The following is a 21,124-nucleotide window of genomic DNA, read 5'->3' on the forward strand; positions in this document are numbered from 1 at the left end:
ATTTACTGGATGTTTTCAGTCCATTCAACACCACTGATATCAACCAGTTTTATCGCATGTATTTTATCTTTTTGAAGAATGTCATCAATATTCACTGTGATATCTGCTCTGGCACCAAGTGGAACAACAAGACTGTATTTTCCCGGCTTTATTTTAGCAACATACTGATTACGGATATTTCCTTCAGGAAACTTTGAGAGTTGCCGGTAATCCCATTCTTTTAAAATATTTCCGTCTTTATCCAGGATATGGATTCCTATCACAAAAGATCCGTATACATCAGCTCCTTCAGTTCTATAAACCTGAAATTGCAAATCCGGATGGTGAAGTGAGATATTGGAAATCTCAAGTTCAGGTTTTACAGATTTATTATGCAATGTTCCCCACACGCCTCCATGAAAGTATTGATTGGTATACAAAGTAAGGGCAAAGATGAGAAGGGAACCTGCCAGCACAAAATGTTTCAGATTAGGAACAGGCAAAATCCCTGAGCCCAGCCAGCAAAACCATTTTTTCTGAGTAAATTTCCTGTTGGTTCTGATAAAATAATGATCCATAGAGTAGGGCCCGCTTCCTGTGAGGAATAAAACAAAGCCTCCTGCAATCCCAAGAACACCTATTTGCCATTCATCCAGACAAGTGGTTCCCAACCACCCGGAGCCAAGCAGAATTCCTAATGCCAGGCTGAAAATCCCTATACTCATCAGCCGGGTAAAGAAGCCTAAAATGATAAACAATCCCACAATGGCTTCAATTATGGTAAAGATCATCATAGACCGCTGTAAAGCATCAGGATGGGTTACCAGATATTCAATAACAGGTTTTATTCCTAAAGCGTTAGGCAAAAAGTGATTGAATTTTTCTCCGATATATCCCTTTTCGTCGGGGATAAGTTTGTTTTCAAGGACAAGTCTGCGCCAGAATGCTGAAAAATAGGTCCACCCGATTACCATGCGGAGGGATAAAGTATATAATCCTGCCAGATCATAAGACCGGCTGTTTGTAGTATGTTTCATTGAAATTAATATTGTATTGTAAAAAAACTGATTTTAAATTGGCTTAAAAAAATTAAACCAGATTAAGCTTCAGTCTTTTATATAAAATATATTTCGGTGGGCTGTTTCCGGTAGAACGGCCTGAGTATTTATTGAAATTGAGATTTTCTTCCTCTATATTTTTTACTGTAGCATTAAGGTCTGGAAGAGATCCTTTGTATTTGTATTTTGCTTTAGCTTTTGAAATAGTTACGGTGGAGGAAGTGGTAGGAGTATCACAGGTTAAGGAAAGTCCTGTGGTGGTTTTTACTTTATTAAGGCCACTGATGTACTGGATGTCAAAAATATCAAGAAGATCTCTTTTTAAAGAGCATGGCGATAATGAAAACGCCAATATAAGCATCGTGATGATTGCTTTATACGTCCTGATATGGATACTGGTACCTGGCATTATTACAAAACTACACTTTATTTTAATTTGAGTTCAATAAATCTTAAAAATTCTCAACACATAAACAGTGGGAACAGGTATCAATGAGCTTAAAGATTTCCGGAGAATACTCTGTGATTTTTTCCATAGAAAAACACCGCGGCAAAAATTCTTTGAATTTTTGCCGCCCCTTCGAGAGGAGGAAAATTTTCTTACTTTCATAGGTAATTTCATGCCTATATAACTCCCATCTTCCAGCCTCCCGCTTCCTTTCTTTAAAAATAAACCCTACTGACTAACAGTTGTCACAATCCCGGCTTATCTTTATGCCATTATTTTAAACTTTAAAACAGCATACTGAGATGAGTTATTGTTTAGCTATTGAAGCAATGAAGCCTGAAAGCAGAAAAGAGCTGCATAAAAATTACCACGATAACTATTATGGATTCCCGATCCATGATGATAATGAATTATTTGGCAGACTGATCCTGGAGATCAACCAGGCAGGTTTGAGCTGGGAAACGGTTTTGAAAAAAGAGGAGAGTTTCAGGAAGGCCTATGATAACTTCGATATTCACAAGATTGCTGCGTACACAGAAGAGGATCGTGAAAGGTTGCTGAATGACAGTGGTATTATCAGGAATAAGTTAAAAGTGAATGCAGCAATTGAAAATGCGAAAACTATTATTGAACTTCAGAAAGAATTCGGGTCATTTGAAAAATGGCTGGAGTATCATCACCCTAAAACTTTACCCGAATGGATGAAAATTTTCAAAAAAACATTCAAATTTACCGGTGGGGAGATTGTAAATGAATTCCTGATGAGTACCGGATATCTGGAAGGTGCCCATGCTGAAAATTGCCCCATTCACTCAAAAGTTTTGGCTCAGAAACCTTTGTGGAAAATAATAAGCAACAGATAACTTAGACTTATGGAATGATAAATGGAATCTCATACAATAACAGGCTCACTTGTCATTTCATATAGTTTTAGCTTTTAGACAGGTCTTCTTTATGGGTTATTTCTTTGTGCTCTTTTCCCCATTTTTCAAATTCCTGTATAATGGGTCTCAGTTTATACCCGATTTCGGTAAGCTCATATTCTACTCTTGGAGGTACTTCAGCAAAAACCGTCCTGGTAATAATTTTGTCTGCTTCCAGCCTACGGAGCTGTAAGGTAAGCATACGCTCAGTAATATTGTGAAGCTTTTTTTTGAGCTCCCCGAATCTCATTTTCCCATTAATCAGATAACAGCAGATGGCAAGCGCCCACTGACCACCGATGATGTTGGATGCATAAACTTCCGGACATTCGTCTGCAAGAGCTTTTTTATTGGCAAAATTGGTTGAGGTTTCCTTTATTTTGGTCATTACTTACATTTTTTATAGTACCATACAATTGGTTGCTAATGTACGAAATGTAGGTTATGTACCGTAATTTTGCTGTAGAAATTTAAATATAATGAAGACTTTAGTGATTGTAACACACCCTGACATTGAAAAATCTGTCATCAACAAAAGATGGATTGAAGAACTGAAAAAATACCCTGAAAAATATACCGTTCACCAGCTGTACGAAGCTTATCCTGATGGTAAAATTGATGTAGCGAAGGAACAGACACTTATGGAAGCTCATGATACGATTGTGTTCCAGTTTCCATTTTACTGGTTCAGCAGTCCGCCACTTCTGAAACAATGGTTAGATGAAGTTATTTTGCATGGCTGGGCTTACGGAAGCAACAGCGGCTATAAACTGGCCGGAAAAAGAATGACTTTGGCTGTGACTGCAGGAATTGATGAAGAAGGATATTCTGCTTCAGGAAAATATAAATATACAATGAAGGAACTTTTCAGGCCTTATGAGCTGACCTTTGATTATATAAAGGCAGAATATAAAGAACCATTTGTTTATTACGGGATAGAACGTCACTCTTCGGATAAATGGATTGAAAAGAGTGTTCCTATGTATCTTGATTTTTTGAATACACTTTCGACTAGTAGCTTTGGTCAAGGTAAATTGGCCCTTCATAACTGCCAAGATTCTCTTTAATGTTCATCATGATTCCGGGAATATATTCATAACCTCCTTCAAGGAGATGTGTCATTTCATTACGGTACATGTAATCATGGTCCTGAAGATAGGTATTTAAATGTTTTTCTGTACTGATATGAAGATTAAAAGACGTGTCAAACTTTGAGATTTCAAGTGATTGTCTCATTAGCTCTACATCCGGAGAATCCATATAAACAGCTACTTTAAAGGAAAGAAGAATAAGGTAATCAACCATAAGCAGAAGATCATTACTGCTTAAGATCCTGTCAATTGTCAGTTCCTGAGCATGATCAAGAAGCGGAATATAAAATTCTTCAATTCCCATTGCTGTAACTGAAAAGAGAAGCGGAACTTCATAGCGGGTAGTCAGATGCCAGATGCTGATGAATCCATGATGGGCAAATATTTCTTCATCTCCTTCATGATCATTTTGATAATACCAGGTAAACCAATCAAAAAGAGCAGTAAATTCTTCGTTTTCTAAAGTATAATTTTCTTGCTGAAGTTTTTTCAGAATACTTTCATAGGATATAGCAGAAAATTCAGGTTCGCTCTTCAGAAAGTCACGAAAGCTTCCAAACCTTTTATCAATGGTCTCCAGAAACACATCAGGAAGACTTGTATCTGAAATTTTTGGATACAGGTTTTCTTTGATTTTAACTTTATCAATCTTGTATAATTCTATAAACCCACCCATAATTGCCGTTATTTTGATTTGAAAAAAGAGTCGGTTTCGTAAGAATATTTGTACGCGGGCAGCACTTTTAACATTCTTTTGAAATCTTTTTGCCTATACGCCAATATTCCGGCTTTGGTTTTGAAACGTTCCAGGCTTTTTGAGCTGGGAGACTCAATGAAACTTATTTTATTTCTGCAAATGAGACATTGGTCGTCAAACACCGATTTTCGATGACAGACCATACATTTTTCAAAATGATTGCAAATATTATGGATTTCCCTGTATTGATGCTCCGTAAGCAGTTCTTTTGGAATCTTTGTCACCAGCTTGAAGAAATTACAGGAATCACTATGGAATGAGATTGTATCATGTTCATCGTATTCTTTTTCCAGCTCTTCCTTCTCGGTTAATTTGCTCAAGGTAATACCAAAAGAATGATCATCAGTGACCACAAATTCTATTCTTTTGATTTCTGTCCATAAAACATGTTGAAACTTGTTACGATAATAAGTGAAACCAAACTTATTGATATTTTTGATTCGTCTCTTTTTTAGTATTTTAAGTTCGCATTTTCTGCATAAAGGTTCTTCCAATGATCCGGACACTTGTTTTTTGCTTCCACAGGAAGAGCAGGTTTCCCCGTATATATTCAAATATTTGTTCAGAATGGAATGCAATAGCTCATGAGCATCCGTATGGAATCCTTTCATGGTAAAAGAACCCCATGAATATTTATAATATATCGGCTGTTGATAGGTCCATCCATTGGCGGAAAGTTCTGCAAACATTCTTTTTGCTTCCTTTCTCCAGCCTATATACAGATCTTCCATGAAATATCGGATGTATAAATGTTCATTCAGGTTATTGAAATTGTAATTCCTGTCCTGTAATTCTTCCCGGACTGCTTGTAGGTATTCTTTTGAGTAATAATACTGGTCCATGAAAAAAAGATAAGCAAGCCTTTCAGTTGTTTCTTTTTTCAATGAATTTTGTATCTCCATGGTGTGTAAGTTTTCGTGAATCCAGATTTGTTCCGAATTTTTTGTGAACGGTTCACGTCATTATTCAAACCTCTGTTGATTCTTTGGGCTAAAATACTTAAAAAAAACTTACCCCACCGTCGGTGTATCCTCTTCCTTCAGTATTTTTTTCTCCTTCATGGTAAGCATCATGCGTTCATCTTTGTATTTTTCCCAGTCAAATTGATTAAGGAAGTCAAGGGCTGCCTGAAAGCCTCTGTTGAAAAGATCCTCTTTCTCTTCCTGCTTCATAAAGAAATTCAGCCAGCTGCTGGTGCCACAATTGACGGTTTGTATACTGTATAAACGATAGAAACTATGCTTGGTAAGAAAGGTTTTATCATTAAACCCTTTTAAAGTACTGATAATATTTCCGGCGTAGCTGAAAGGAGTTTTAAGGATTTCCCCGCTGGTTTTTCCCTTTTCAGAAAGAAGATCAGAATCACTTGTCAGCTGTACCCCGAAAAGAGGCATTCTGGGATAAAAAACTTCATCAGCATGAAACAGATCAATAGGAAAATTGGAAATGCTGCCACCGTCAATAAAAACTCCCACAGGATTAATGTTTTCCTGTTGGGTATTCATCCAGAATTTCCAGGCATACTTCACAGAATCTTCATCCTTATTAATTCTTTTCTGAAAAGGCTCAAAGAAAAAAGGAACAGACATGGATGCCCTCACAAATTCTGCCGGGCTTATGTGTTTCAGTTCCTCTTCAGACCAGTATAAATTAGCCATAGTAGGCAGCTCTACCTTTATTTTGGCATTGATATCCGTAGTAATGATAACATATTCCGACCGGAGGAGATAAAATGGATTGTTTTTATAATAATCATTATTAACTGCACTGTCATAAAAAATCTTATATCTTGTCTGATCAATATGTTCCAGATTTTTAGCTTTGATTTTTTCAATACCCGCTAAAGTAAGGTTATAATATTCCTGTCCGTTCCCATACCGGTAGCTGAGGTTGAGGCCATACTCTTTTTGTATAAACTTTTCATTGAGATTTGCTACCGTTTTGATTCCAAAGCTATCCAGAGCTGTTTTCATCGTATTCAGAAAAACATTTCCCGGGTTAAGCCCGCTGTTCTCTTTTCTGAAATTGTTGTATAATTTTTTGATGCAGAAAAAAAGAATAACTGCCGGAATCAAAGGGATTAAAAACATTAGTTTTGCACTCAGAATGCTTTCTGAGGGAGCAGCAAAGGGGATGCTGATAAGAATAATGAACAAAATAACTGCAATGATAGCATTGATCCTGAAGAAATTTTTATTGTTGAGCATCGCATGCAGCGTTGTTTTTACATACGTTTTCCCATCCATAAAATCAGCAAAATCCCAGCTGAACAGAATTTCTTTGATTAGCTCACTTTTAGGCTCTTCCTTTGTTTTGCAGGCTGCAATAAGCATGGTATTGATGGCTCCGGCACTGGTTCCCGCTACTTTCAAAAATCGGATCCCGAAGATTTCCAATCCATAAAGATAACCTACCAGGGCGCTTCCCCAGACACCGCCTCCTTCCTGTACAAATTCTATATACTGATTGCCCTCCGCATCCAACAGATCAGAAAATTCTTTGGCAGAAATATTCCCGTGCAAAGCAGCAAGCTTGTCTTTAGACGCCTGTGAAAGGGAATCATCTTCCAGAATTTTATTAAGGGTTTCAGTTTTCATAGGCTTAAGTTTTTTGCTTGTAATCGTTTTTACAGGTCATTACGAACCATAGGAGAAGCAATCTCTAAATTACTATTTATTTGGACACCCTAAACCTGTTTATTAAAGATTGTTAATAGCCAGGATTGATGACAAAGAAAAAATCAGAGATTGTTACTTAAGATCAATAAGATTAGGCACGATATTCAATAATCATCTGCGTAATCAGTGAATCTGCGAGAAATATAGAATCTATCTGTAAAAATCACCATTGTCTGCGTCTCACATAAATAAACGTACTGATAACAACCAGTGCCATACCTCCTAACGTAAAGTAATAGCCATATTTGTGATGAAGCTCAGGCATATTATCAAAATTCATCCCGTAAACCCCGGCGATGAATGTTATCGGTAAAAAATATACTGAATAAATAGCCAAAACTTTCATCACCTGATTGGCTTTCTGATCAGAGAGTGCAAGAAACATGGAAATAAGGTTGGTAATCTGGGCGTTTAAATGGTCAAAATCCGCAACTACATCTTTATGCTTGTCTTTTAAGTCAACAATCTGGGAATCCTGTAAATTTAATAATTTGAATTTATCAATGGCATCCGTAGAAATAACCAGAACCCGGGAATTGAGTCCCGATTTTCGTTTCAGCTTGTACAACCTTCTGATCTGGCTGGTATGATTGGTGTTTTTCAGGAAGATTTCATTTTCAATATTATCCATAGTTTCCAGCAGGCTGATAGATTCATCATCAAAACTTTTCATAATTAAGATGGCAATCATTAACGCAACTTTTTCCGGAGTTGTTTCTTCCTGTGATCCTGTAAGCTTTTTTTTTCGTTTCAGAAATACTCCTGGTTTTCATCCTGTGAATGGTGATAATCGTTTTGTCCAGCAAAAAAATCGCAATTTTTGTACTGATATCACTGATTGTGTTGAGGTTTTTTTCGTTCCAGTTCCGTGCTTTCACGAAGAAGGAAAAATTTCACACTACCATCTTCTTCATATTTCGGAAGGTGATTGGGATCTATGGTGTCTTCCAGAAGAAGATTGTTGATTTCATATCGTTCATGAAGGAATTTCAGGTCTTCTGCAGTAGGAGCCTCTACATCTACCCATTCGCAGTGGGTGCTTCTGTATATTGTATCAATTGGCATAAAGTAAAAATACTAATATTTTGAAATACTATGTGTTAAATAAGTTCTATCTTTGCCAAAATTATAAAACTATATGATTAAAAGTACAATAAAAGGTGTGGGATTTTATGTTCCAGATAACGTTGTTACAAATGATGATTTAGCCAAACTAATGACTACTAATGATGAATGGATTACAGAGAGAACAGGCATCAAGGAACGAAGACACAGAAAAAACAGAAATGATTCCCAGGAGACCACTGCATATTTAGGTTGTAAGGCTGCTGAAAAAGCGCTTGAGAATGCAGGTCTTACTCCCAAAGATATAGATTATATTGTGTTTGCAACCCTTTCTCCCGATTACTATTTTCCCGGATGTGGAGTATTGCTGCAGGATATGTTAGGCTGTGATACCATCGGAGCATTAGATGTAAGAAACCAGTGTTCCGGGTTTGTATATTCTATGAGTGTCGCCAATGCATTCATTAAATCCGGGACTTATAAAAATATACTTGTTGTAGGAGCAGAAGTTCATTCTTTCGGATTAGATTTTTCTGACGAAGGAAGAGGGGTTTCTGTAATTTTCGGAGATGGGGCAGGAGCCGTTGTACTTTCTGCAACTGAAGATGAAAATGCAGGAGATATTCTGGCTGTAAATATGCATTCTGAGGGAAAATATGCAGATGAGTTGTGCACGCAGTTCCCTGGTTCTAAATTCGGATGGAGTGACAGAATGAGAAAAGAACCTGAACATGTGACGAATAAAGAAGTTTACCCGATTATGAATGGAAACTTTGTCTTCAAGCATGCAGTCACAAGATTCCCGGAAACGATGATGGAAGCGCTTAATAAAGCCGGAAAGACTGTTGAGGATCTGGATATGTTTATTCCACATCAGGCTAACCTGAGAATTGCACAGTTTGTTCAGGAGAAGTTTGGTTTACCGAATGATAAAATATTTAATAATATCCAGAAATACGGGAATACTACAGCTGCTTCTATTCCAATTGCTTTAAGCGAGGCGATCGAACAGGGAAAAATTAAGAGAGGGGATCTGGTGCTTCTTTCTGCTTTCGGAAGCGGGTTTACATGGGGAAGTGTCCTTTTTGAATATTAATAGAAGACAACGAATCACTGTATTTGCTTTATTTGTGTACTAAAAGCTATCCGTAAACATCTGTGTCAATCTGTGTCATCAGTGGTTAGAACTCCACCACAAAGTCTCAAAAGTTTTGAACACTTTAGTATTTTAAGTTAAAAGCATTGTGTTGAAGACAGAATCATTTTCCGATATCTTAAAATTAGAAACAAAATCTAAGAGCTAAGGGGATTTATACAATAAAAAAACCGCAGAGTCTCCTGCGGTTTTTGCTTTTTATATTATTATAAGCTTTTCAGTAATTTTTCAGTGTCTGAAAAATCCTCTCCGGTGCTTTTTGCCAACTCAATAGACTTTTCAGCCCATAGTTTGGCATTTTTCTTATCCCCGATTTTATTGTAAAGATTAGCCAGTGTATCTGTATTGGCGTAGTTCTGGTCTTTCTTTACAGATTCCTGCGCCCAGGCAATAGCTTTTTCCAAAGAAGCCTTATTGTTTACATTTTCAAAGAAGTTCCATGCAAGGGAATTCAATTCTTCAGAGCTTGCAGCAGAAGTATCTTTATACAACTCAAGGATCAGTTTTTCGTACGCAGGAATATCCTTATTCTTTAATGCCCTGTTAGCCTTCATTCTTTTATAGATCTTCTCAGCTTCTTCTTTGCTTAAGAATTTCTGGGCTTCAGTCATAAAATAATTATCATTCCAGGTTTTTGTATCCGCGTTATAGGCCTTTTTGGCAACAGTATTCAGCTTTATGTTCTTATCGAATTTTTCATACTTATCTTCAGGAAGAAACTTTATGATATCGGCTTTCTTTTCATGGAAAATGGTATACAGAGGACTGTCTGTACTTTGGGTACCTGAAAGCAACATCTGAATATCTTCCTGATCAAGTGTTGTTTTTTGCTGGAAATAACGGTTCATGACTTTTCCTGCAAAATCAGCATCATTGTACATGGTAAGTCCTGCAAGATTTTTCAAAAATTTCAGGATCTTTTTCACCGTTTTCAAATTTTTGCTTTAAAGCAGTAAGCCTTTTGTTAGGATCTTCTGCATCCTTTGCAAACTGGATAAAGTCTTTTTCCTCCACGTATCCTAATGTTCTGTGGACAGCTTCACCATCTCCATTGATAAATAAATAAGTTGGGAATGCCTTTACATTATATTTTTTTGCAAGGGCTATTCCTTCTCCTTTTTCCATATCAATTTTAGCATTAATGAAATGTGAGTTGTAATAATCACCCACACTCTGAAGGGGGAAAATATTTTTTACCATCAGTTTACATGGTCCGCACCAGGAGGCATAGGCATCTACAAATACCAGTTTGTTTTCTTTTTTTGCTTTCGCCAGGATAGTGGCAAAGTTACTGTCTTCAAATTTGATTCCCTGTGCCAGCGCCAGGGCTCCTATCAATAAAGAAGAAAATAATGCTATTTTTTTCATAAAAACTTTTTATTCATTCACTACAAATGTAATAAATATGATGACAATTAAGTTGATCAGATTAAAAATAATTCTTTGGGAAGGTTGATTTTATGACAGAGTATATCTGATAGGAAAGATGATCATTTATTATTTTGAGCTTATTATTAAAATTAACATAAATGGCTATTTTAGTTTAAATGATTAAATTACAGTTGAATATTTTAATAAAAAATAAAATATTAGTAGTTTTGTAAAAAACAAAAAGACACCCAGAGAAGAAATGATGAATTATTATAAAAATAATAATTTGTTTTTTTATGTCTAAAAATTTACTGCAGCTTTTGTTTTTGCTTGTCACAGCAAACTCCTTATTAGGACAAAAAAAGAATAATTTCGATCAGATCTGTGAAAGAACCTCTGTTGTTACTTCCCATAAAGATTTACCAAAAGCAATCAGAACTGCTGATTCTCTCTATATATCGGCACAAGAACCATTGGAAAAGGTAAAGAGTCTTATACTTTCTTCAGAATTGTACCATTTTGGCGGAGATTTTAAAAAAGCAATCTGTTATAGTGAAAATGCGTACTCTCTCATCAATCAGATGAATGACCAGGAGTGGATGGCTTATGTGAGCAGGCTCCTGGCCAGGCAGTACCGCCAGGTAGGTCTTCATGAAAGATCAAAAAAATATATTGTAAAAGGATTAGAAGCTTCCCAAAAGATCAGTGATAGACACAAGAGTCATGAGATGGCAGGGCTGCTCAACCAGGAAATGGCTTACTATGAAATGGAGCAGGGAAACTATTCAGAGGCTATACGGTATATTGAAGTTTCATTGAAGTGTTTTGAGAAAATAAACACCCAGAATGAAGACAGGACCGAAGCGGCTTCCTATCAGTTGTTGGGCGATGTGTATTTTAAGCTTAATGATTATGCTGTTTCTGAAAACTATTACCGGAAAGCTGAAAGACTTCTTACAAAGGGAAGCTGCATTCTGGGCCTGGTTTATAATGGTTTGGGGGGAATCCGCCTGAAACAAAAAAACTGGGAAGATGCTGAACTATATCTTAAAAAAGCTGAGAAAATTGCTGATACATCCAGAAGCATCAAACTGAAAAAAGCTGTTTATTCTAATATTAATGATTACTATGAAGGAACCGGTGATAATTTTAAAGCTTCCTTATATGCTGTGAAATATGTAAGGGCCTACGATAGTATTTCGGCCCGTAACCACGGATTTGTATTGAAAAACCTGGAGCCTTCAGAAAATAAGAATAACAAAAAGAGCAGACTCAATATCGTTAAAAATACAACCATTATAGTTTTGTTGGTATCCTTAGTTGGTTTGATCACTTTCTTTAGAACCAGGCAGAAAAGACAATACTCAAAATTCAGGAATATTATAAGAGCCCGTTTACAACCCATAGCCAATAGCGGACAGGTGCTGAAAAAAGCAGATAACCTGGAATTTTCCAATATTTCAGTAGAGGAAATAGATGAAAAAGACAGTGAGGATGACCGAAAAAGAAACGAATCCCTGATGACCTCCGAAACAGAATCCAAATTGCTTGAACTTCTCGAAAGCTTTGAAAAAGGAAACCTTTATAACAGTAAAGGAATGTCTCTTTCTTTTCTGGCCGGTGAACTCAGCACCAATACCAAATATCTTTCCTATGTGATTAATAAGCATAAAAATGCTGACTTTAAAACGTACATCAACCGGTTAAGAATCAATTATATTGTAGATAAATTGATTAATGATGAAAAATACAGACAATATAAAATAAGTATTCTGGCTGATGAATGTGGTTTTTCTTCCCACAGCAAGTTTGCAACCGTATTTAAAGCTGTTACTGATTTCTCTCCTTCAGCCTATATTAAATACCTTGAAGCTGAAAATCAATCAGCTAAAAATGGTTAATTTCCTGAAAATAATTAAAAAATTAGTTATTTTTTTTAACTCTATCTTACTATTTTCATGAAAATGGATAACCTATTATTTCTCTTAAGCAGTCTGCTAACCTATCTTTGCGCCAATCTTACGGAACTATGATCATCATCACTCTCTTGGTATTTCCTTATTTGAAGAATAGCTATTTCTGAGATAGCAGAACAAGGGAATCAGCTATAAATTTAATAAGGAGCTGGTAATTATTCATTATTTTGAGATATAATACCTTTTGTATATCTGAATTATACCAAGGGAAACATCATACAATCGGGGCTGATTGCCCGGTTTTTTTTCAGTCAAGTTTTTTTTAAGTGCAAATCCACAGAATATCTGTGGATTTGTGGTTTATTTATGACGGGCACTGTCTGTTTTTGTTTTTAAGGTATCGGCAGCGATGGGTGCCGGTTCAGAATTAGCTACAGCTGAATCTCCCATTTTGTTTCGCAAAGATTCTTTATTGTGTTCATCTTTAAACTCTTCTCTCTTTTCTTTATTTTGAGCACAGCTTCCCAAGAAAAGAAGACCTGATACAGCTACTATCCAGATTTTTTTTCATACTATTTTTATTTTTTTTGATGTTAGTCTAATCAAATATAGTAAAATATTAATATTTTTATTGATGATCAGATCCATATTATGATAAAATTGTTTTTAATGTAATAAGAGGAGTGAAAAAATATGATGCTATGCATATCAAATCATCAATGAAAAAATAAAGAGAACAATACTCAGTTGATCTTAAAAAATAAAACCATGAAAAAAATACTTTACCTGCTGCCCCTGCTATTATACACTTTTACGTTGAGCCAGGAGCCAAAAGAAAACCTTAAGGGAATTGATGAAGAGATCAATGCCATCATGAAAGATTATCAGGCTGTAGGAATATCCATAGTAATTGTCAAAAATAATGAGGTCACTTATTCTAAAGGTTATGGATACAGGGATTATGAAAATAAACTTCCCGTAACTCCCAATACCGTTTTTAGCATCGGAAGCAATACCAAATCATTTACATCCGCCTTAATAGGTATGTTGGAAAGTGAAAAGAAAATATCCATTCAGGATAAACCTTCACGATATATTCCTTACCTGACATTTTCTACAGATAGAATGAACAATCTCATCACAATCGAAGATTTACTGGAACACAGAAGCGGATTGGGGAGTATAGATGGAACCTACATTTTCTTTCCCGCATCTAAACGTATAGATCTGATGCAAAGACTTCCCTTTATCAAAGAAAATGGAGAACCTAAAAATAGCTGGAAATACAGCAATTTTGGATATCTCATGCTGGGAGCTATTGCAGAGCAGGTAAATGGTAAAAGCTGGGATGATCTTATCAGACAGAAAATCTTTGTTCCTTTAAAGATGGATCATAGTAGCACATCTGTCGATGAAATGATAACACAGCCTGATTTTTCCTACCCGTATGGACTTTACCAAAAAAATATTGAGAAAGTACTGTTTCAGAGACCTGAAAATGATAAACCGGGAGCTGCGGTTAACAGTTCTGCAGCTGATTTGGCCAACTGGATCAGACTTTGGTTAAACTATGGAAGTTTTGAAAAACAAGAGCTTATTTCAAAAGAATACATAAGAAATGCAATGAGTGCCAAAGTCATGATTGATGGCGCTCCTCCGGCCAGTCCGGATGCCAAAAATTACCTGTTTGGTTGCGGGTATGGTTGGCTTACTCAGGTTTTCAAAGGTCATTATAAGGTGTGGCATGCTGGAGGAGTATCAGGCTTCAATTCTAATATTTTTCTATTTCCGGCTGAAAAACTGGGGATAGCCGTTTTAAGCAATCAGCAGAATTCCGATATATCCAATACCATTGCCAATATGATTTCAATCCGTATGCTTGGGTTAGATCATGGCAAACCTTATTCCTATGAAAAGAGTATAGGTGATATTGCCAAGCCGCATAAAAGAATCCGGACGGCTATCAATGAAAAGAAAAAGCCAACCCATGATCTTGATTTATATTGCGGTGAGTATTTTAATAAAGGATATGGAACATTAACGATTGTTAAAGGAGGAAATAACCTGTACGTCCGTTTTCCAACTTTCAAATTTCTATTGATGCACCGGCAGTATGACCTTTTTGCTTCAGAATTAACAGAAGAAGTTCCACAGCAAATGAATCCTGATTTCGATTTTAATTTTACCCTGGATGATAAAGGAGACATCAATGGAGTTACTATGGATATGCACGGTGGAATTACATTCAGGAAAATAAAATAGTACTGTAGATGCTTTATGTTGTAAGCCTACTATAAAAAAACTAAAATAAATAAAAAATCCGCAGAGCTTTCATCTGCGGATTTTCCATTTTAAGTTAAACGTTTATATTAATTATTTGACAGGAGTCTGTGCCATGGAATCTATTTTTGTCTTGATGGTATCAGGAAGGACCTGTTTTGTATTCATCGTATCAGTGGTAGCAGGTGCTTTTCTCGCTTGCTCTGCTGCTGCTGAATCACGGTTACCCGTTGACATTGTCGATTCTTTGGTTCCACAACTCACTGCAAATATTCCTATTCCAATGGCTGTCAGCAAAAACTTTTTCATAACTATTTTATTTTGGGGTGTGTTAGAAAAAAATCAACAATTATTCCTAATAAGGTTTATAAATGGTAAAAAAAAGGTAAAGTTTGTTAAAATATGTTAGGCTTAGTTCTGTTTATTATTGAACACATGTCAATGTCATTAGATTTCTAATCTATACTTTTCTTTTGTTCAAATTCTTTAAGAGAATGGAAATAATAGTTATTCTTGTTTTTGAAATAAAGTTATCAACTACATAATAAGTCCAAAACCCTTTATTATTCTAGATTTTGCTTTGAACATTTTATAATATATTTTTTATTATCCAATAACTTTTCCTGAACTTCATCGAAGTTGCTGTTTTTTAAAGATACATTCATTTTTCTAGGTATCTTGTATTGGCATTTTTCAGTCATTAGTTTTTCACTTAAGGGATTCGTTCTTGAACTTAAAAGATAAGTTAAAAACCAATCCATTTTAACTTTATCATAGCTAAAATACAATATATCAAAGTCAAGATACTTTGGTGCATATGTAAATTTAATATGGATAACATTTTTTATTACGTTGATATTTACGCTCCCTGACTCTGCTTTATAATTTGAGAAAAAAGATATTGTATCATTTTTCTTGTTCTTATTATTTTTTGCATATTCAAATACCAAGTTATTGGTTATAGAATCTTTATAAATAACATCCTGAGATTTATCTAAATTTAAATCCTTTTTAGCAATAATCTGATATTGTGCATTACTAAATAAGGATAATAGTAGGAGCACAAGTATTTTACTTTTTAGAAGTATACAGTTCATTCTTTTTCACTAAGTGAATATACATTTCATTACATTCCTTAAAACGTACAAAAGGATTCATAGAATTTCCTGAGTTTTGAATAGAGATGGTATCCTTATCAAACATTGCACTTATGCCATTTCCCAAATCCAGATAAGTTACATGATCTTCTTTGGAAAGTTTTACAATTCCTTTTATTCTTTTATTTTTACTTGTATTAAAGGAGAAATGATTGTTAGATTCTATTTTTAAGCTGAGTTTGCATTTAGATTCACTACAAGAATAATTGCCTACAATATTTTGAGAATAGGTAAAATGAAAAGCCAGTAAAAATAGAGCAATGAATGCTTTAATCATCATGTTTTCAATTTTGGAATGTTTTTTCCAGTTCTAATTTCTGATTTCAGTCTATATTTTTCTTTTGTTCAAATTCTTTAAGAGAATGGAAATAATATTTATTCTTGTTTTTTCTGAAATAGAGTTTATCACCCACAATACTATTCCCTAAAAAAGTTCGTTTAATTACTAAAATATTTGTCTTACAATTGGCGGTGATGTCTATTGGGGCGTTATTCCAGTAATTTACAGTTTTTATATTTACATCTTTCCCCAGCCATTTATTTTCTTTTTTATCTATGAGTAACCATGTACTATCGTTACTTACTTTCTGGTGTAATATGATATTTTTGTTTAATTTTTTATTCCATATCTGTATCTTTTGGGCATTAGTAATAATTCCAATCAGAATAAAAATCAGAAAATAAAAAAGTTTAATTTTTCTTATTGCTACAATTTTCATATTTCATAATTTCTTTAAGGTCTGCTACATATTTAATTCGTTCTTTTAAACCATTAGGCGATCTTACTTTTCCATTAATTCCTTGAGATACATATAAGGTGTTATCTTGATCTGCAGCTAGATTCATATTAACTCCGATAGCATTAACTTCATCATCGTTTTTCCAATACCATCCGGCAGAATCAAATGCATATTCAATATTTGTTACCAATAATTTAGCAAAAGGAATAAGTTTCTCGGTATAAAATTTTTTTATTTTTTAAATTTTCTTTGGTGCCATAAACCTTATTGTAATATTTTACATAATTATAATCATGAGTGAGTTGCATAAAACCTCTTCCTTGAAAATGATAACCACCACTATAATTTGATGGAGTATTTGCTTCTGTCCTTCCTTCAAATGTAGCCCTAAATCTATGAGACTCATGATAGGCTTGGGCAATAAAATGAATTTTTCTAATACAACTATTTATATCATAGGTTTTAAGCAATTTGTTTATGATATCTGTAACTTTTTCATAAGTTGAATCATCCACTGATAAATGTTCCGCTCTTTTTATGTCTGATTGATTTGCAAATAATAAATCTTTAGTGTTAATCATGTCATAAACACTTAAAGAAACTTTTTTGAAAACAGTTTTCTTTATACCATTTACTTCTTCAATTGTTTTCCTGACTGTACTGCCTATAATTTCCCCCTTTCTTAATGCAATGACAATGTCCTTTATTTCATTAGGTGTAAAATCCCTATTACAATAACATTTTTTTTCATTTTTTTCTGTATTTCCATCATCTGTTGTTCCGTCTTTTCCAAAACCTTGTAATATGGTCTTTTTTTGACTGGATAATTCCAGGTTTTGTTTGGTAGCTTCAATGATTACCTTTTCTGATTCTTCATGAGATACTTTGCTTATTGAAGTATAATTATTGGTAACTTGTATATTGATATTTTTTTGCTTTTTTTTATAATAGCCATACTAATAGTTTTAATAGATTAAATTTTTTCATCATGATATATTCTTATTAAGATTATATTACAACAAAAGCTGTCTAAAACTTCATTATGCGCTATATAAGCCTCCAGCTCCTTTCAGAGTTTGAAACTTTTTTTTCCATCATATATTTGTGTAATATTGAGTATATATCACTAAATATAGATAAAAAAATAATATCAAAGGTCAAATTTTAATAGAAATGTCATGGATTATTTGATATTAAAAAGCCCCGGAATCGAAATTCCGAGGCTGTATTGAAAAATAGGTAATCATTATTCATTACCTGTTTTATTACTTATGATTATCCCAGATATGGATATTTGTAATCTTTTGGAGAAACAAAAGTTTCTTTGATACTTCTTACGGAAGTCCATCTGAGAAGGTTCATTTTAGAACCTGCCTTGTCATTTGTTCCTGAAGCTCTGCCACCACCGAAAGGCTGTTGTCCTACTACAGCACCTGTAGGTTTATCATTGATGTAGAAGTTTCCTGAAGCATTTTCCAATGCTTTAAAAGCTTCATTAATTGCATAACGGTCTTGTGCAAACACAGAACCTGTCAATGAATAAGGAGAAGAAGAATCAACAAGTTTTAAGGTTTCTTTCCAGTCCTGATCTTCATATACATAAACAGATAAAATAGGTCCGAAGATCTCTTCTATCATACTCTCATATTGTGGGTTTGTTGTTTCAATAACTGTTGGGTGTACAAACCATCCTTTAGAATCATCATATTTACCGCCAATAGCTACAGTAGCTTCACCGGAAGCGTTAGCCCTGTCGATATATCCTTTACATTTTTCGAAAGAATTTTTATCGATTACAGCGTTTATGAAATTAGACGGATCTTCAGGAGAACCAATTTTGATCGTGCTCATCTGAGCTTCCATTACTTTTTTCACATCAGCCCAAAGCGACTTAGGAATATAAGCTCTTGAAGCAGCAGAACATTTTTGTCCCTGGTACTCGAAAGCTCCTCTTACCAATGCAGTAGCTACTGCTTCTACGTTGGCAGACGGGTGAGCGATGACAAAGTCTTTACCACCGGTTTCTCCAACGATTCTTGGATAGGTTCTGTAGTTATGGATATTATCACCGATCATTTTCCACATTCCCTGGAATACTCTTGTGGAACCTGTGAAGTGAAGACCTGCAAAATCAGGGTGAGCCAATACTTTTTCAGCCGTTTCTTTTCCGTCTGTAAAGATCATGTTGATAACCCCTGCAGGAAGACCTGCTTCAGTTAACACATCCATGATTACTTTTGCGGAATAGATCTGCTTATCAGAAGGCTTCCAAACCACCACGTTTCCTAACATGGCCATACAGGTAGGAAGGTTCCCTGAAATCGCTGTAAAGTTGAACGGAGTAACTGCAAAACAGAATCCTTCTAATGGTCTGTATTCTACACGGTTCCAGATACCATTGTCAGAAACAGGCTGTTCAGCATACATTTCTGTCATAAACTCTACATTGAATCTTAAGAAATCAATGAACTCGCAGGCAGAATCAATTTCAGCCTGGTGTACGTTTTTAGATTGTCCGATCATCGTTGCTGCATTAATCACATCTCTGTAAGGGCCAGCTAAAAGGTCAGCTGCCTTTAGGAAAATGGCTGCACGTTGTTCCCAACCTAGTTCATTCCATTCTTTTTTAGCTGCCAATGCCGCATTGATTGCGTCATCCACATGCTGCATACCACCCTGGTAATAGAATCCGAAGTCGTGAGCATGATCCTGAGGAGACTGAAGCTGTACTTTTTTTATCGGTCTTTACTTCCTTTCCGTTGATGATCATTGGAATTTCCACTTTTTCAGCCCACATCTTTTTATAAGTACTGATAAGGCTTTTAACTTCCGGAGATCCCGGCTCATAAGAATTTACCGGCTCGTTTACCGCTAATGGTACTTGCGAAATTGCTTTTGACATATTACGTTGTATTATTTTTTAATTAAAGTATATACAAATTTACGATATTTATAAGGAAAGAAAAAATGCAGCGTATTTTTGTAAATAAACTTATTATTGAGCTGATTAAGAATGTAAAATGCTTTTTTAATGGTAAAATGTTATAAATATTTAATACATCCGTTCAATCCTTTGCACAAAAGAAAAGTAATGTTGTGCTGATATAATTACAGGAATAAGGACAATGTAATATTTGTCATAGTTCATAAATAGCTGTTAAGTGCTGTAAATAAGGTATTTATGATGAAATGTAAAATTTAGTTAAAATTATATTTGTTGCGATTTTGAACATTTTAAATAATTTTTTTGATAGCCTGTGATTACAGATTAGTCTAATTTTACACATTATTAACAGTATGAAAAAAAGAGTCCTATTTTTCTCTTTTGTGATATTTTTCTCAGCGTTGTGTACAGGTCTTTTTGTACATAAGGTAAAGGCTCAACCATACTCCGATCTTTTATCAAAAATCCATCTTCTTCAGCAAAAATCGGATCAGCAGACCCAGCCTGAAATCTATAGTTTTTCAGATGGGCAGGATGTACAGGATTCCAATGACTGGGAGAAAGTGAAATTTGATTATTCAATACTTGCACAGCAGTGGCTCAATTACTTCTTTGCGAAATATACTTTTAATACTCCGGTTGCGGTCGTTCAAAACCGTATTTATATTACAGCACCAAGGTACATTCTGTATCATGCCCTGCAAATAGCGGGTTGCTAAACTCATTTTTCAGTTTTTAATGATTCGTTATGGTTTGTATTCTGTAATACTGATCCGTAAACATCATTTCCCTTTTTACATTTTTTTGAACCGATCTATTTGTCTTTTCAGAAAGGCAAACAGAATATAGTTTGTCCAATTTTTAAATAAAATACTATGCACTTAACACCTCGAGAAACAGAGAAGCTTATGCTATTTCTGGCAGGAGAACTCGCTCTGAAAAGAAAAGCGAGAGGCCTTAAATTAAATTATCCGGAATCAATCGCATTAATCAGTCACTTTTTGCTTGAAGGAGCAAGAGATGGAAAAAAAGTAGCCGAACTGATGCAGGAAGGAGCTAATCTTTTGACAAAAGATGATGTAATGCCCGGCGTGGCAGAAATGATCCACGATGTTCAGATCGAAGCTACATTCCCTGACGGGACAAAGCTGGTAACCGTACACAACCCAATCCGTTAATCCTATTTTATCATGATACCAGGAGAAATTTTTGTAAAAGAAGGCACTATTATCTGCAATGACGGCAGAGAAACTGTCAAAATCAAAGTAACCAATACAGGAGACCGTCCCATTCAGGTAGGTTCCCACTTTCATTTTTTTTGAAGTTAACAAGGCGATGAGTTTTGACCGCGGGAAAGCTTTCGGAAAGAGACTGAATATTGTAGCAAGTACTGCAGTACGTTTCGAGCCGGGAGAAGAAAAAGAAGTGGAATTGGTAGAAATAGGAGGAACCAAAAAAGCAATGGGCTTCAATAACCTTGTTGATGGACAGGTAGATTCTGAAGATCAGAAAAAAATAAGCCTTGCAAAAGTTCAGGAGTTAAATTTTAAAAATCAGTAAG

The 21,124-nt window shown here is 35.1% G+C and carries 24 protein-coding genes and 2 pseudogenes; 8 read left to right on the plus strand and 18 right to left on the minus strand.

Going from position 1 to position 21,124, the window contains the following annotated elements; all coding sequences use genetic code 11:
• Positions 1-2: 2 nt before the first annotated feature.
• Positions 3-1,016, minus strand: coding sequence for a TQO small subunit DoxD (locus HX13_RS05020; RefSeq protein WP_050020152.1), 1,014 nt, complete (start codon positions 1,014-1,016; stop codon positions 3-5).
• 52 nt (positions 1,017-1,068) lie between these two features.
• A complete protein-coding gene (locus tag HX13_RS05025) occupies positions 1,069-1,446 on the minus strand; it encodes a hypothetical protein (protein WP_050020154.1) in 378 nt (125 codons plus the stop codon).
• 341 nt (positions 1,447-1,787) lie between these two features.
• On the opposite strand from HX13_RS05025, the gene HX13_RS05030 reads away from it, so the two are divergent.
• Entirely contained in the window at positions 1,788-2,348 is a 561-nt protein-coding gene (locus HX13_RS05030; RefSeq protein ID WP_050020156.1) for a DNA-3-methyladenine glycosylase I, read from the plus strand.
• Between the two features lie 67 nt (positions 2,349-2,415).
• On the opposite strand, the gene HX13_RS05035 is transcribed toward HX13_RS05030, so the two are convergent.
• Positions 2,416-2,796, minus strand: a complete 381-nt coding sequence (locus HX13_RS05035) for a winged helix-turn-helix transcriptional regulator (protein WP_050020157.1) — start codon at positions 2,794-2,796, stop codon at positions 2,416-2,418.
• Positions 2,797-2,887: 91 nt separating this feature from the next.
• On the opposite strand from HX13_RS05035, the gene HX13_RS05040 reads away from it, so the two are divergent.
• A complete protein-coding gene (locus HX13_RS05040; protein WP_050020159.1) occupies positions 2,888-3,475 on the plus strand; it encodes an NAD(P)H-dependent oxidoreductase in 588 nt (195 codons plus the stop codon).
• On the opposite strand, the gene HX13_RS05045 is transcribed toward HX13_RS05040, so the two are convergent.
• From HX13_RS05045 to HX13_RS25345, 5 genes are all read right to left on the minus strand, one after another.
• A complete protein-coding gene (locus HX13_RS05045) occupies positions 3,420-4,175 on the minus strand; it encodes a hypothetical protein (protein ID WP_050020160.1) in 756 nt (251 codons plus the stop codon). The genes HX13_RS05040 and HX13_RS05045 overlap by 56 nt on opposite strands.
• 8 nt (positions 4,176-4,183) lie before the next feature.
• Positions 4,184-5,158: a hypothetical protein gene (locus tag HX13_RS05050; RefSeq protein ID WP_050020162.1), complete on the minus strand. Its 975-nt coding sequence runs from the start codon at positions 5,156-5,158 to the stop codon at positions 4,184-4,186.
• 108 nt (positions 5,159-5,266) lie between these two features.
• Entirely contained in the window at positions 5,267-6,853 is a 1,587-nt protein-coding gene (locus HX13_RS05055) for a patatin-like phospholipase family protein (protein WP_050020163.1), read from the minus strand.
• Between the two features lie 244 nt (positions 6,854-7,097).
• Positions 7,098-7,625: a CorA family divalent cation transporter gene (locus HX13_RS25340; RefSeq protein WP_262483488.1), complete on the minus strand. Its 528-nt coding sequence runs from the start codon at positions 7,623-7,625 to the stop codon at positions 7,098-7,100.
• A 140-nt stretch (positions 7,626-7,765) separates the two neighbouring features.
• On the minus strand, positions 7,766-7,999 hold the full coding sequence (locus tag HX13_RS25345; RefSeq protein WP_262483489.1) for a CorA family divalent cation transporter: 234 nt from the start codon (positions 7,997-7,999) through the stop codon (positions 7,766-7,768).
• A 73-nt stretch (positions 8,000-8,072) separates the two neighbouring features.
• On the opposite strand from HX13_RS25345, the gene HX13_RS05065 reads away from it, so the two are divergent.
• Positions 8,073-9,095: a 3-oxoacyl-ACP synthase III family protein gene (locus tag HX13_RS05065; RefSeq protein WP_050020164.1), complete on the plus strand. Its 1,023-nt coding sequence runs from the start codon at positions 8,073-8,075 to the stop codon at positions 9,093-9,095.
• 266 nt (positions 9,096-9,361) lie between these two features.
• Here HX13_RS05065 and HX13_RS23435 read toward each other — a convergent pair whose 3' ends face one another.
• Together HX13_RS23435 and HX13_RS23440 are read right to left on the minus strand one after the other, a co-directional pair.
• Positions 9,362-10,060: a hypothetical protein gene (locus HX13_RS23435; RefSeq protein ID WP_238555042.1), complete on the minus strand. Its 699-nt coding sequence runs from the start codon at positions 10,058-10,060 to the stop codon at positions 9,362-9,364.
• The gene (locus HX13_RS23440; protein WP_238555043.1) at positions 10,026-10,523 is read right to left on the minus strand and encodes a thioredoxin family protein; all 498 of its coding nucleotides are present in this window, start codon (positions 10,521-10,523) and stop codon (positions 10,026-10,028) included. The genes HX13_RS23435 and HX13_RS23440 overlap by 35 nt, the downstream gene beginning before the upstream one ends.
• 299 nt (positions 10,524-10,822) lie before the next feature.
• Here HX13_RS23440 and HX13_RS05075 point away from each other — a divergent pair, with 299 nt between their 5' ends.
• Positions 10,823-12,427 (plus strand): AraC family transcriptional regulator, encoded by a 1,605-nt coding sequence (locus HX13_RS05075; RefSeq protein WP_050020165.1) that lies wholly within the window; start codon positions 10,823-10,825, stop codon positions 12,425-12,427.
• Between the two features lie 375 nt (positions 12,428-12,802).
• On the opposite strand, the gene HX13_RS05080 is transcribed toward HX13_RS05075, so the two are convergent.
• Complete coding sequence (locus tag HX13_RS05080) at positions 12,803-12,970, minus strand: hypothetical protein (RefSeq protein ID WP_238555044.1); 168 nt, start codon at positions 12,968-12,970, stop codon at positions 12,803-12,805.
• A gap of 240 nt (positions 12,971-13,210) precedes the next feature.
• Here HX13_RS05080 and HX13_RS05085 point away from each other — a divergent pair, with 240 nt between their 5' ends.
• Positions 13,211-14,704, plus strand: a complete 1,494-nt coding sequence (locus HX13_RS05085; RefSeq protein WP_128572192.1) for a serine hydrolase — start codon at positions 13,211-13,213, stop codon at positions 14,702-14,704.
• A gap of 111 nt (positions 14,705-14,815) precedes the next feature.
• Here the strand turns inward: HX13_RS05085 and HX13_RS05090 are convergent, their stop codons facing one another.
• The 7 genes and pseudogenes from HX13_RS05090 to pruA all read right to left on the minus strand — a co-directional run bounded on the left by HX13_RS05090 (position 14,816) and on the right by pruA (position 19,521).
• Positions 14,816-15,031 carry a hypothetical protein gene (locus HX13_RS05090; RefSeq protein WP_050020168.1) on the minus strand — a complete coding sequence of 72 codons (216 nt, stop codon included), beginning with the start codon at positions 15,029-15,031 and terminating at the stop codon, positions 14,816-14,818.
• A 254-nt stretch (positions 15,032-15,285) separates the two neighbouring features.
• Positions 15,286-15,819, minus strand: coding sequence for a hypothetical protein (locus HX13_RS05095; RefSeq protein WP_050020169.1), 534 nt, complete (start codon positions 15,817-15,819; stop codon positions 15,286-15,288).
• Positions 15,794-16,159, minus strand: a complete 366-nt coding sequence (locus HX13_RS05100) for a hypothetical protein (protein ID WP_050020170.1) — start codon at positions 16,157-16,159, stop codon at positions 15,794-15,796. Before HX13_RS05100 ends, HX13_RS05095 begins: the two co-directional genes overlap by 26 nt.
• A gap of 43 nt (positions 16,160-16,202) precedes the next feature.
• Complete coding sequence (locus HX13_RS05105; protein WP_050020171.1) at positions 16,203-16,598, minus strand: hypothetical protein; 396 nt, start codon at positions 16,596-16,598, stop codon at positions 16,203-16,205.
• Positions 16,570-16,809 carry a hypothetical protein gene (locus HX13_RS05110; protein WP_050020172.1) on the minus strand — a complete coding sequence of 80 codons (240 nt, stop codon included), beginning with the start codon at positions 16,807-16,809 and terminating at the stop codon, positions 16,570-16,572. Before HX13_RS05110 ends, HX13_RS05105 begins: the two co-directional genes overlap by 29 nt.
• A 4-nt stretch (positions 16,810-16,813) precedes the next feature.
• On the minus strand, positions 16,814-17,200 hold the full coding sequence (locus HX13_RS05115) for a hypothetical protein (RefSeq protein WP_050020173.1): 387 nt from the start codon (positions 17,198-17,200) through the stop codon (positions 16,814-16,816).
• Between the two features lie 694 nt (positions 17,201-17,894).
• A pseudogene (gene pruA / locus HX13_RS05120) lies at positions 17,895-19,521 on the minus strand (L-glutamate gamma-semialdehyde dehydrogenase).
• Between the two features lie 395 nt (positions 19,522-19,916).
• Here pruA and HX13_RS05125 point away from each other — a divergent pair.
• From HX13_RS05125 to ureB, 3 genes and pseudogenes are all read left to right on the plus strand, one after another.
• Positions 19,917-20,282, plus strand: a complete 366-nt coding sequence (locus HX13_RS05125; protein WP_050020175.1) for a hypothetical protein — start codon at positions 19,917-19,919, stop codon at positions 20,280-20,282.
• A gap of 156 nt (positions 20,283-20,438) precedes the next feature.
• Positions 20,439-20,741, plus strand: coding sequence for an urease subunit gamma (ureA, locus tag HX13_RS05130; RefSeq protein WP_045499458.1), 303 nt, complete (start codon positions 20,439-20,441; stop codon positions 20,739-20,741).
• Positions 20,742-20,753: 12 nt separating this feature from the next.
• Positions 20,754-21,123 (plus strand): annotated as a pseudogene (ureB, locus tag HX13_RS05135) (urease subunit beta).
• The last annotated feature ends 1 nt before the right edge of the window (position 21,124 follow it).

This window comes from Chryseobacterium sp. P1-3 (assembly GCF_000738495.1).
GTDB classification, from domain to species: domain Bacteria; phylum Bacteroidota; class Bacteroidia; order Flavobacteriales; family Weeksellaceae; genus Chryseobacterium; species Chryseobacterium gallinarum.

What these genes read in the sequence shown, in the direction of transcription:
- HX13_RS05040 (WP_050020159.1), top strand. Translation starts at nt 2,888, where the DNA reads ATGAAGACTTTAGTGATTGTAACACACCCTGACATTGAAAAATCTGTC.
- HX13_RS25345 (WP_262483489.1), bottom strand. Translation starts at nt 7,999, where the DNA reads ATGCCAATTGATACAATATACAGAAGCACCCACTGCGAATGGGTAGAT.
- HX13_RS05095 (WP_050020169.1), bottom strand. Translation starts at nt 15,819, where the DNA reads ATGAACTGTATACTTCTAAAAAGTAAAATACTTGTGCTCCTACTATTA.
- HX13_RS05075 (WP_050020165.1), top strand. Translation starts at nt 10,823, where the DNA reads ATGTCTAAAAATTTACTGCAGCTTTTGTTTTTGCTTGTCACAGCAAAC.
- HX13_RS05065 (WP_050020164.1), top strand. Translation starts at nt 8,073, where the DNA reads ATGATTAAAAGTACAATAAAAGGTGTGGGATTTTATGTTCCAGATAAC.
- HX13_RS05115 (WP_050020173.1), bottom strand. Translation starts at nt 17,200, where the DNA reads ATGATTAACACTAAAGATTTATTATTTGCAAATCAATCAGACATAAAA.
- HX13_RS05105 (WP_050020171.1), bottom strand. Translation starts at nt 16,598, where the DNA reads ATGAAAATTGTAGCAATAAGAAAAATTAAACTTTTTTATTTTCTGATT.
- HX13_RS05030 (WP_050020156.1), top strand. Translation starts at nt 1,788, where the DNA reads ATGAGTTATTGTTTAGCTATTGAAGCAATGAAGCCTGAAAGCAGAAAA.
- HX13_RS05055 (WP_050020163.1), bottom strand. Translation starts at nt 6,853, where the DNA reads ATGAAAACTGAAACCCTTAATAAAATTCTGGAAGATGATTCCCTTTCA.
- HX13_RS05020 (WP_050020152.1), bottom strand. Translation starts at nt 1,016, where the DNA reads ATGAAACATACTACAAACAGCCGGTCTTATGATCTGGCAGGATTATAT.
- HX13_RS05125 (WP_050020175.1), top strand. Translation starts at nt 19,917, where the DNA reads ATGAAAAAAAGAGTCCTATTTTTCTCTTTTGTGATATTTTTCTCAGCG.
- HX13_RS05050 (WP_050020162.1), bottom strand. Translation starts at nt 5,158, where the DNA reads ATGGAGATACAAAATTCATTGAAAAAAGAAACAACTGAAAGGCTTGCT.
- ureA (WP_045499458.1), top strand. Translation starts at nt 20,439, where the DNA reads ATGCACTTAACACCTCGAGAAACAGAGAAGCTTATGCTATTTCTGGCA.
- HX13_RS05045 (WP_050020160.1), bottom strand. Translation starts at nt 4,175, where the DNA reads ATGGGTGGGTTTATAGAATTATACAAGATTGATAAAGTTAAAATCAAA.
- HX13_RS05100 (WP_050020170.1), bottom strand. Translation starts at nt 16,159, where the DNA reads ATGATGATTAAAGCATTCATTGCTCTATTTTTACTGGCTTTTCATTTT.
- HX13_RS05025 (WP_050020154.1), bottom strand. Translation starts at nt 1,446, where the DNA reads ATGCCAGGTACCAGTATCCATATCAGGACGTATAAAGCAATCATCACG.
- HX13_RS23440 (WP_238555043.1), bottom strand. Translation starts at nt 10,523, where the DNA reads ATGAAAAAAATAGCATTATTTTCTTCTTTATTGATAGGAGCCCTGGCG.
- HX13_RS05090 (WP_050020168.1), bottom strand. Translation starts at nt 15,031, where the DNA reads ATGAAAAAGTTTTTGCTGACAGCCATTGGAATAGGAATATTTGCAGTG.
- HX13_RS05085 (WP_128572192.1), top strand. Translation starts at nt 13,211, where the DNA reads ATGAAAAAAATACTTTACCTGCTGCCCCTGCTATTATACACTTTTACG.
- HX13_RS25340 (WP_262483488.1), bottom strand. Translation starts at nt 7,625, where the DNA reads ATGATTGCCATCTTAATTATGAAAAGTTTTGATGATGAATCTATCAGC.
- HX13_RS05035 (WP_050020157.1), bottom strand. Translation starts at nt 2,796, where the DNA reads ATGACCAAAATAAAGGAAACCTCAACCAATTTTGCCAATAAAAAAGCT.